The sequence below is a fragment of the Streptomyces sp. NPDC059455 genome (assembly GCF_042750115.1).
In the GTDB taxonomy this organism is placed as follows: Bacteria; Actinomycetota; Actinomycetes; order Streptomycetales; family Streptomycetaceae; genus Streptomyces; species Streptomyces endocoffeicus.
Genome location: NZ_JBHYVB010000049.1, coordinates 3,345 through 13,260 on the forward strand (window position 1 = coordinate 3,345; position 9,916 = coordinate 13,260).

Sequence of the window (9,916 nt, forward strand, 5' to 3'; positions counted from 1 at the left end):
GGGGGGGGGGGGGCGGGGGGGCGCCGCGGCCCCCCGCCCCCGGGGGGGCCGGGCCACCCCGTCAGGCCCCCGGGTCCAGCTCACCCCGCCCCGGGGGGGCAAAACCGCTTCTTCGCGCGCTACTGCTGCGGAGGCTGCTGCTGCCAGGGCTGCCCCGGTTGCCCGGACTGGCCGGGCTGCCCCGGCTGGGCCTGCTGCCACGGCTGGCCGGGCTGCGGCTGCTGCCCCTGCTCGTAGGACTGCTGCCAGCCCTGCTGGCCGCCTTGCTGCGGGTACCCGGGGTACTGCGGCTGCTGGCCCTGCTGAGGCGCGTAGGCGCCCGGGTAGGGCTGCTGCTGGGCCTGTCCGGGCATCGGCGGGGCCACCTGCGGCGGCTGGGCCCCTCCGTCGCCCGTCCACAGGCCCTGCTCCTGCTGGGCGCGGGTGAAGTCCTCCGCGACCATGACCGAGAGGTTGAAGTACGCCTCACGGGTCTTGGGCCGCATCATGTCCAGGTCCACCTCGGCGCCCGCCGACAGATGCTCGTCGAACGGCACGACGATCACCCCGCGGCAGCGGGTCTCGAAGTGGGACACGATGTCCTCGACCTTGATCATCTTGCCGGTCTCCCGGACCCCGGAGATCACCGTGATGCTCCGCGAGACCAGATCCGCGTAGCCGTGCGCGGACAGCCAGTCCAGGGTGGTGCTGGCGCTGCTCGCGCCGTCCACCGAGGGCGTGGAGATGATGATCAGCTGGTCGGCGAGGTCCAGGACGCCGCGCATGGCGCTGTAGAGCAGGCCCGTGCCCGAGTCGGTGAGGATGATCGGGTACTGCTTGCCCAGGACGTCGATGACGCGGCGGTAGTCGTCGTCGTTGAACGTCGTCGAGACCGCCGGGTCCACGTCGTTGGCGAGGATCTCCAGCCCCGACGGCGCCTGTGAGGTGAACCGCCGGATGTCCATGTAGCTGTTGAGGTACGGGATCGCCGTGACCAGGTCGCGAATGGTCGCACCGGTCTCCCGGCGGACCCGGCGGCCGAGGGTGCCGGCGTCCGGGTTGGCGTCGATCGCGATGACCTTGTCCTGGCGCTCGATGGCCAGGGTCGCCCCGAGGGCGGTGGTCGTCGTGGTCTTGCCGACACCGCCCTTGAGGCTGATCACCGCGATGCGGTAGCAGGAGAGCACCGGCGTGCGGATCAGCTCCAGCCTGCGCTGCCGCTCCGCCTCCTCCTTCTTGCCGCCGAGCTTGAAGCGGGAAGGGCCGGGGGTGTTCTTCTTCGGTTTCTGCTTGCCCTTGATCAGCCGGTCCGAGGAGAGCTCGACCGCGGCGGTGTACCCGAGCGGCGCCCCCGCGCCTCCGGCCTGGCGCCGCTGGTCGGGCGTCACGGTCGGCCAGCCGCCGGTACGGGGGTCGGCCGGGGCCGCCGGGGCCGCTGGGGCCGCCGGGGCGGCTTGGGCGTCCGGGCGCGGGTAGCCGTAGCCGTCATACGGCTGTGGCTGCGGCGGCTGCCCGGGCACGGGTCCGGGAACGCCGTCGCCGGGCTGCGGGAAGCCGTACCCACCCTGCGCGCCCGGACCCTGCTGCCCGGGGAACTGCTGACCCTGACCCTGGGGGCCATGCGGCGGCTGGCCCTGGACGGGACCGTTCGGCGCATACGGTCCGGGCTGGCCGGGTTGACCGGGTTGACCGGGTTGACCGGGCTGGCCCGGGTACATCGGCTGGGCGGGCTGGCCGGGCTGGCCGGGGTGCTCGGCCTGCCCCGGCTGGGGCGTGGGGTAGGGCTGTGCGGGGGGCTGCTGGTACGGGCCCTGGCCCTGCTGGTCCGGGGCGGGCGGCTGCGGGAAGCCGTAGCCGCCCGGGATGGGCGTCGGCCCCTGGCCCTGTCCCGGACCGCCAGGACCGCCAGGACCGCCCGGACCGGGCGCGGGCTGAGCTCCCGGGGGCGGGTAGCCGTAGTGGGGCCCCTGCGGAGCCGGGGCATCTTGCGGACCGGGACCCGGCATGCCCGGGCCGGGCTGCTGGTAACCGCCCTGCGGGCCGGGCACGTTGCCCGTCGGCGGCTGAACCCCCGGGGCCTGATCCGGCAGTGGAGCCGGGCCGGGCTGGCCGGGGATCGCACCCGGAACACCCTCACCGGGACGCGGATAGCCGTACGCGCCCTGCGGCCCCGGCCCCTGCCCGGCGACGGGCTGCCCGGGCTGACCGTGTGTCTGGGGCGGGGGAGGCGCCCAGGAGGTGTCCTGCGGCGGGAGCGGCACTCCGGCACCAGGCGTGGCGGGCCCGTCCGTACGCTGCTCCGGAACCGGGGCGGGACCCGGAGCCGGTGGGGCGTCCTCGGGCGCCGCGGGCTGGAAGTCCGGCGGCAGGGGCGGCAGCCCCGCCTGCGGTACGGGCGGCGGGGCCCAGCTGGTGGCGGGCTGCTCGGGCGTCGGCGCGCTCGGCGGCACGGCGTCCGCGGGAACGGCGTCCTCGGGAACCGCGTCCTGAGGCTCGGCGCTCGCCTGCCTCAGCTCCTCCATCTCACGCCGCAGCGCGGCCGTGGAGAAGCGCAGCGTGCCCTCGCTGTGCACGCTGTCGTCGGTGCGGTCGTCCGAGCCCGAGGAGCCGGAATCGCCGTCCGGCCCAGGACCGGACGCAAACCCAGCCCCAGCCCCAGTCCCAGACCCGGAATCGAGGCCGGAAAGCGAACCGGAACCGGAATCCGAGCCGGATGGAGAACCGGAACCGGAATCGGAGCCCGAAGGCGAACCGGAACCGGAATCAGCGACCCCGGCGCCGGAGTCCTCACTCCGCCTCTCGGCGATCTCGCGCCGCAGCGAGGTGGTGGAGAACCGCACGGTGGAGGGGCTGCCCAGATCGCCGTTCTCACCCTCGTCGGAGCCCGCCTCGGAGGCGTACTCCGAGTCCGGCCGGAAGGCGTCGTCGTCCTGCGGAGCAGCGGCGGGCGCCAGCGTGAAGTCGTCATCGACGGGAGCGGAAGCGGAAGAGGAAGCCGCCGCGGAGTCCTCGGCCTCGACATCGGCAGCCGGAGCGGAAGACTCGTAGGAGCTCTCGGGCTCAGCGCTGTCCGAAACGCCGCCACCCGCAACGCTGTCACCCGTGACGCCGCCACCCGCGGGCGCGGCACCAATCGAATCCGACCCAGAGTCAGACAAAGGCGACATGCGAATGCCCGAGTCGGACTCTCTGCTCTCCGGTTCCGACCGTGCCTCGTCCCCCCTCTGCCCGGGGACCTCCTCCACCTCGGAGGCGTCCGACGCGACATCGGAGGAGGGCGCCGGGGCAGGCGGCGGCCAGGCACCCGGAAAACCGCTCGGCTCCGGCACCCCCGGCACGGGCACCGGACTGCCGGTGGGCGGCGGAGGCGGCGGACCCGGCATCCCCGCGCCGGCACCCGTCCCGGCTCCTCCGGAACCGCCGGTCGGCGTGGGGGCCGTGGAGGACGGCGAGGACGACGACGAAGCGTTCTGCGTGTACCAGGCGGGTGGGGTGTAGTCGATGGTGAACTCGCCCGTGTGCTCGGTCTCCGCGTCGGACCGATCATCGCCGGGTGTGTTTCCGCCCGTGCGGATCTCGTCCCGATCGCTGCTCACAATGCCTCCTGGTGTGGTCGAACACCCTTGAAATTCTTGGCGAGGCCGATCTGTTGCCGATCGCTACTGTCGTCCGACCGTTCGGCTTTCCCCTTTTGTGACGCCGGCGACCCCTGAACGGGCGCTCCACCGGGTACCCCAAGACTAATCACCATGACCGCTGCGGGGGCAGGCCCATCCGCCACCCGAAGCGGTCCACGGCATGATGTGGACCGCTCTCGAGCGGTGTCGATCAACGACGGACCAACCCTGAAGGGTTCGACCCGGATCAGTCCACCCGACGCGGAGATCCCAGCAGCCCCGTCTCGGCATCCGTTGCCTGCACGGTTACGAACTGCCGTCCGGTACGTGTACACCAGAGGGTGACCCAGTCGGGAAGCGTTGACAGCGCCGCGACGTCGGCCTGTGGAAGGCCCATGACGCGGCCTATCTCCTCGGCCTCGTCCGGCGAGACGCGCTGAATGCCGACCAGCCCGGCGTGCTCGAGCAGCCGCGGCGCGACCGGGCTCAGATACGGCAGCAGGGTCAGCACCGACTGCCAGGGCAACGCGGAGACCCGGCCTCGTGGCGGGCGCATGCCGCAGTCCCGGACGACCAGAACCGGACTGCCGACCGAAGGCCCTTGCGGCGGTACCCGGCCCACGTCGAAGACGGTCATGCACTGCTGTCCACCGCCCGCGACCTGTACCAAGTTGGTCCACAGATGCGGTCGGCCGGTCTCGACGGCGATACGGGCGCCGGTGGCCGCCGCCCGGAAGGCCAGCACCTGCGCGGTCCACAGACCGCCGACGAGGACCACGTCGAACGGCTCGGGGCGGTTGAAGCCGAGGACGGCGGGCTGGTTCTGCTCGTCCACGCCGATGATGACGCCGTCGTCGCCGATGGGCAGCGCCAGCGCAGCCATGTCCTCCAGAGGCAGTGTCTGCCGTCCGCGCCGGGGCCCGATGAGCCCGAAACCGGGACGCGTTCTACGCGCCGAGCTCGGATCACCGGCCATCCCGGGGGTGCCGGCACCGGAAATCATGGGACCGGACCCCAGGCCCGCTCCGGGGGCGGAACCCGGATCGGCTCCATGACCGGAAGGAGATGCGGCGGGGGAGAAGGCGGATGGGGCCATCAGCGGGTGCCTCCCAGCGGGAGCGTCGCGAGTACACCGGGCAACTGCTCGCGGTCGAGACGTACCAGCCCGACCCGCACTCCACGCGCGGCGCGCTCCAAAGCCTTGCGGGCGGTGATCAGATCGGTGTCGCTGCGCCCGGTGACCCTGATGTGCCCGGTGACCGAGGAGGTGTTACGGCTGCCGTCGTCATGCGTCAGGGTCAGGCTGAAGGTGGACGCGAGGGCGGGCATGGAGGTCAGCAGCGCCACGAGTTGCGGCAGCGGCACCGATTCCGGGCCCATCTGCGGCCAGCGCCCCACCCAGTAGGTGGTGTGCCACCGGTCGTCGCAGCGCCAGGCGCGCGAGGTCTCCACCGTGCGGCGCGTAGGTGTGCTCGCACGCCCCGCCTGGGTCGTCGCATGCGGATTGACACACGCCGAGGTGGCGAGGGCCGTGGTGAGTTCACCCTCGGCCAGCGGTCGTGCCGAGAATCCGGCGCCGGTCAGCCGACTGGCCAGCTGGTCAACCGCGCGCAGCAGGGACCGCTGAGCACCCTCCAGGCCACCGCCGCGCGCCCGTATGGCCTCCGGACACAGCTCGGGATTCAGCTTGAGCGCCACCCAGGTCAGCCGGACGGCGGGTGCTCCGGCCTGCTCCTGCAGCGGGGCGTAACTGCGCGCCGCCGCGGCCTGTTCGGGCAGATGGGGTGCGGGCGCGGTCTGCGAGTGCTGCACCACCTGCACCGACTCCAGCTGAATGCCGTCCACGTCCAGCGCGTCCTGCAGCAGCGAGAGCGGAAGCGGTCGCCTGGTGCGCATCGGCCGCAGTGGAGCATCGGTCGACTGGACCTGGAGCACCGCCGTGAGGAACGTACCGTCGCCGATCATTCCGATCTCGCGGCGGTCCCGAGCCACATACGCGTAGGTGCGCAGCGCCGGATCGCATTCGACGGCGGGCGCGAGCGACGGGTCGATTCCGGCCGGGACCGGCCCCTTGGCCTGCTTCTGACGGGTGCGCAACGCGTTGATGGCGACGAGCCAGTCGACGAACGGCTGCTGCCTGCGCCGCAACACCGCGAGCAGCACAAGCGCCACGGCGATGACCCCTGCGGGCACCATCAGCAGTGAGTTGACGGTCCAGGCGACGACGAGGATCGCGGCGGCCACCTCGATGAGCACGAGCTGATACAGCCGCAGGGGACCCAGGCTCGCCGTGCGTGAGGGCTGCCGCGGCACGGCGGCACGCACATGGGTGGCAGAGCTCATCCCGGAGACCCCCCGCTTGTCCTGATGTTGTCCTGGCCGATTGTGTGTTTACGGTATCGGAAAGGCGAGTGAAGGGTGGCTCGGGTGTCGGGTGACCCGAGCGGATGAGTAATCTCCCTACGGCGACCGAGCGTACGTACTGCACCATCACACGGGGAGAAGCGGACGAGACATGGCATCGCGGCGGGACGAGCTCAATGCCTACACCTTTGCGAAGAAACGGATGGTTGCCTCGTTCGTGCAGCCCTCGCCCACCGTCATGGACGACGGTGCGCCACGTCCGCTGCGCGCGTTTCTCCCGGGTGTCATCGTCGGGGCGCTGATCCTTGCCGGATTCGGCGCATGGGGCATGATCCGGCCGAGCGCGCCGAAGGGATGGGACAACACCGCGTCCCACATCATCGTCGGCAGCGACTCGACGACCCGATATGTGATTCTCAAGACCGGTGGAAAGAAGCAGCTGCACCCGGTCCTCAACCTTGCCTCGGCGAAACTCCTGCTGGACCAGAACAAGTCGGACATCGTCCGGGTCAAGGAGTCGCAGCTCGACAACGGTGATATTCCGCGCGGACCCACGATCGGAATTCCGTACGCCCCGGACCGTATGCCCTCGGCAGACGATGCCGTCGAGCAGAAGCGCTGGGTGGTCTGTGAGCAGCCCGGCGGCGGAGAGGACAAGACCGCCCAGAAGGCGGTCTTCATCCTCGCCGGCCGTGAGGCGTCCAAGGTCGAGGGCTCGCAGCGACTGCGCGGCGGCCAGGCCCTGTACGTCCAGGGGAAGACGGGCCGCTATCTCGTCGATCCGTCCGGTACCAAGTACCTGCTCGGCGGCCCCAAGGGCGAGAAGAGCATGTCCGACCGCCAGTACAACCTGCTGCTGCGGACGCTCTTCTCGGAGGGCGCCAAGCCCCAGCAGGTGACCGACGACTGGCTGGACACCCTGAAGGACGGCGCCCCTGTGGAGTTTCCGCAGGTGCCGGGGCAGCCGAACACCACAGCCGGGGTCGACTCCCTGCCGGACAAGGCCAACAAGGTGGGCATGGTGCTCCAGGCGCAGACAGGTGGCGGCGTCCAGCACTATGTCGTGGTGCCGGGAAAGGTGCAGCCGGTCTCCGACTTCACCGCCGAGCTGCTGCTGAGCAGTGAGCAGTTGGCCGGACTCAATCAGCTCGGCAAGCCGATGCAGGTCAACCCGCAGGACTTCGTCTCCGACTCCACGGTGTTCGCCGGTGACACCACCTGGCCCTCCGAGCCCCCGCGCCAGGTGAACTCCGCCGAGGGCGGGAGTGGGGCCAGGGACACCGTGTGCAACATCCTCACGAACGTGGCCGACAGCGGCACGCCCACCCTCGAGACCTGGGCGGGCCGGGACTACCCCGCGACCATCGTGGACGGTGCCACCAGCGCGTATGTCACGCCGGGGACCGGCCTGTTCTACCGGCAGTTCCAGGGGAGGTCGACCGGCACCGGCCAGGTCTTCCTCGTCACCGACACCGGGCTGCGCTATCAGGTGCAGGCCAACAACGACGGCAGTTCGGGCAAGTCGAAGATCGGGGCTGACGGTTCCGGCTCCTCCGCGCAGCAGGACGCGCAGTCCGGCGGGCAGACAGCGGCGAACAAGGCTCAGGTCAGGCTGGGGTACGGAGATGTGAAGCCGGTGCCGGTGCCCCTCAACTGGTCCCAGTTCCTGCCGGTCGGGCCGCGTCTGGACACCAACAGCGCACGACAGCCCCAGGGTTCGTGAGCATGGAGCGCCCACGCATGACACGCATGGCCGCCCTGTCGTCGGCGGTGACACTGGCGTGTCTCACCGCCGCCACAGGCATCGGCGCCGGACCGTCCGCCGCCGCGCTCTCGCTGGACGGCAACGGTGAGTGCACCTTCCCGATGAAGAAGCAGATCAAGGGAACGCCCTGGTCGCTGCAACGGTTGGTGTTCGACCGCCTCTGGGAGGACACCAAGGGCAAGGAGAAGAACGGCGAGCCGGTGCGGGTCGCCGTCATCGACACCGGTGTCGATGACACCAACATCCAGCTGAAGTCCGCCGTCGACAAGGCGCGCGGGGGGAACTTCCTGCCCCCGGCCAAGGACGCCTCCAAGGACGAACGGAAACTCGCCGAGGACCCGACGGTCGACGAGGTCGGGCACGGCACCAAGGTCGCCGGCATCATCGCGGCCCGCCCGCGCCAGGGCACCGGCTTCGTGGGCCTGGCCCCCGAGGCGACGATCATTCCCCTCAAGCAGAACAACGCCGAGGGCAAGGGCACACCGCAGAAGATGGCACAGGCCATCAAGAAGGCGGTGAACGAGGGCGCCCGGGTGATCAACATCTCCCAGGACACCAAGGGTGCCGTCTCGCAGAGCGATCTGGAGCGGGCGACCGCCTATGCGGTCCAGCGCGACGTGGTCGTGGTCGCGGCCGCGGGCAACGACGGCGCGAACGGTGAGTCCAAGCGCACCTATCCCGCGTCCTACCGCGGCGTCCTCGCCGTCGCCGCCTCCGACCGCAACAACGAGCGCGCGTACTTCTCGCAGAGCGGCGATTTCGTCGGCGTCGCGGCGCCCGGGGTCGACATGGTCTCCACCGTGCCCAAGGGCGGGCAGTGCGTGGACAACGGCACCAGCTTCGCCGCCCCGTACGTGGCCGGAGTGGCGACCCTGATCCGGGCCAAGCACCCCGACTGGTCGCGGCAGGAGGTCATCGCCCAGATCGAACAGACAGCGGAGCGGGGCGTCAACGGCCGCGACCAGTTCATCGGTTGGGGTGTGGTTGATCCGGTGAAGGCCCTCACCGACGATGACAAGAAGATCGAGCACCCCACGGCGGACACCGGCTCGGCGGCGAACGTCCCGAAGCCCGAGCCCGGGCGCCTCACCCTGGGCGAGACCCCGCAGGAGCGTCGTACGCGGCTGGCCACGTACGCCCTGGGCATGGGCGCGGTGGTTGTGGGCATCACCGCGGGCGGTGCGGTCGTGCTGCGTGACTGGCGTCGCCGGCGTGACGCATGAGGGGCGTCGACGGTGCTTGACGCCTGTCGTTGCCCGGCCGTCCCTGGCGTCCCATCCGTGTAACAACCGGATACTTGTTGGTCATGCACACGGGGATGCTGACTAGAGTGATCCTTGACAGCTTTGGTCCGATGCGCACGGGACGGCCACAGAGCACCGGCCGTCCCCCGCATCCGATTCATGGGGGAAGGTGTGCCATGGCGGAAAAGCTCCGCGTAGAAGGTCATGATTTCAAGACCCTCGAGAGCGCCATCGACTGGATGGAAGGTCAGCTGACCGAGCGAATCGGGAAGCTCAACAGCGTGATCGACCACGTTGAGGGCCACTGGAAGGGCATCGCGGCGGGCGCGTACAACAACCTCCAGACGGAGGTCAACAACGACGTCCGCCGGGTGAACCAGCTGCTGAGCTTCACCCGCGAACTGGTGAAGGCGAGCCGGGACGGTTTCGACCAAGAGGAAATCGACCAGCTCAAGAACATCAACAGCGTCGGTGGCGGGGAGAGCGGCATCCTCGGCTCCTTCCACGCCTCTTGATCCTCGTGACCCGTCCGCCTCGCATCAGGAGTTAGAGCTCAATGGAGATTACGTACGAAGGCGTTGTCGAAGCCTCCAACATGGTCAGGAACGAGGCCAACACGCTCAAGACCGACCTCGACACCATCATGAGGCAGGTCAAGGGTGTGTCCGAGTCGTGGAGCGGTGAGGCCCAGCGCGCGTTCAACGAGCGTCAGCACGAGTGGAACCAGCGTGTCGACCACCTGCACAGCACCCTCCTCACCATCTCGAAGAAGCTGCTGGAGGCTACGGAGGGCTACAGGGCCAATGACCATCGTCAGGGCCAGCGGTTCGCGTCGTAGAGAGAGACGTAGCGCGCACAGCCTGCGGTCGTTTCGTGGGTGCGGGGACACTCGGCCCCGCCCCCGCGGGGTCGGGGTAATAAACACACACACCCCCCCAAACACCAAA

At 70.2% G+C, this 9,916-nt stretch carries 7 protein-coding genes; 4 read left to right on the forward strand and 3 right to left on the reverse strand.

Annotated features, from left to right (window positions below; translation table 11 throughout):
- Positions 1-119: 119 nt before the first annotated feature.
- From ACFXB5_RS19415 to eccE, 3 genes are all read right to left on the reverse strand, one after another.
- Entirely contained in the window at positions 120-3,575 is a 3,456-nt protein-coding gene (locus tag ACFXB5_RS19415; protein ID WP_385209271.1) for an SCO5717 family growth-regulating ATPase, read from the reverse strand.
- A 268-nt stretch (positions 3,576-3,843) separates the two neighbouring features.
- Complete coding sequence (locus ACFXB5_RS19420) at positions 3,844-4,599, reverse strand: hypothetical protein (RefSeq protein ID WP_385209273.1); 756 nt, start codon at positions 4,597-4,599, stop codon at positions 3,844-3,846.
- A 92-nt stretch (positions 4,600-4,691) separates the two neighbouring features.
- Positions 4,692-5,939: a type VII secretion protein EccE gene (gene eccE / locus ACFXB5_RS19425; protein ID WP_385209276.1), complete on the reverse strand. Its 1,248-nt coding sequence runs from the start codon at positions 5,937-5,939 to the stop codon at positions 4,692-4,694.
- A gap of 172 nt (positions 5,940-6,111) precedes the next feature.
- Here eccE and eccB point away from each other — a divergent pair, with 172 nt between their 5' ends.
- The 4 genes from eccB (at position 6,112) to ACFXB5_RS19445 (ending at position 9,807) form a co-directional block, all read left to right on the forward strand.
- On the forward strand, positions 6,112-7,683 hold the full coding sequence (gene eccB / locus ACFXB5_RS19430) for a type VII secretion protein EccB (protein ID WP_385209279.1): 1,572 nt from the start codon (positions 6,112-6,114) through the stop codon (positions 7,681-7,683).
- A gap of 17 nt (positions 7,684-7,700) precedes the next feature.
- Positions 7,701-8,948, forward strand: coding sequence for a type VII secretion-associated serine protease mycosin (gene mycP / locus ACFXB5_RS19435; protein ID WP_385209282.1), 1,248 nt, complete (start codon positions 7,701-7,703; stop codon positions 8,946-8,948).
- A gap of 197 nt (positions 8,949-9,145) precedes the next feature.
- Positions 9,146-9,484 (forward strand): WXG100 family type VII secretion target, encoded by a 339-nt coding sequence (locus ACFXB5_RS19440; RefSeq protein ID WP_351902946.1) that lies wholly within the window; start codon positions 9,146-9,148, stop codon positions 9,482-9,484.
- Positions 9,485-9,525: 41 nt separating this feature from the next.
- Positions 9,526-9,807 (forward strand): WXG100 family type VII secretion target, encoded by a 282-nt coding sequence (locus ACFXB5_RS19445; RefSeq protein ID WP_020868075.1) that lies wholly within the window; start codon positions 9,526-9,528, stop codon positions 9,805-9,807.
- Positions 9,808-9,916 lie beyond the last annotated feature (109 nt).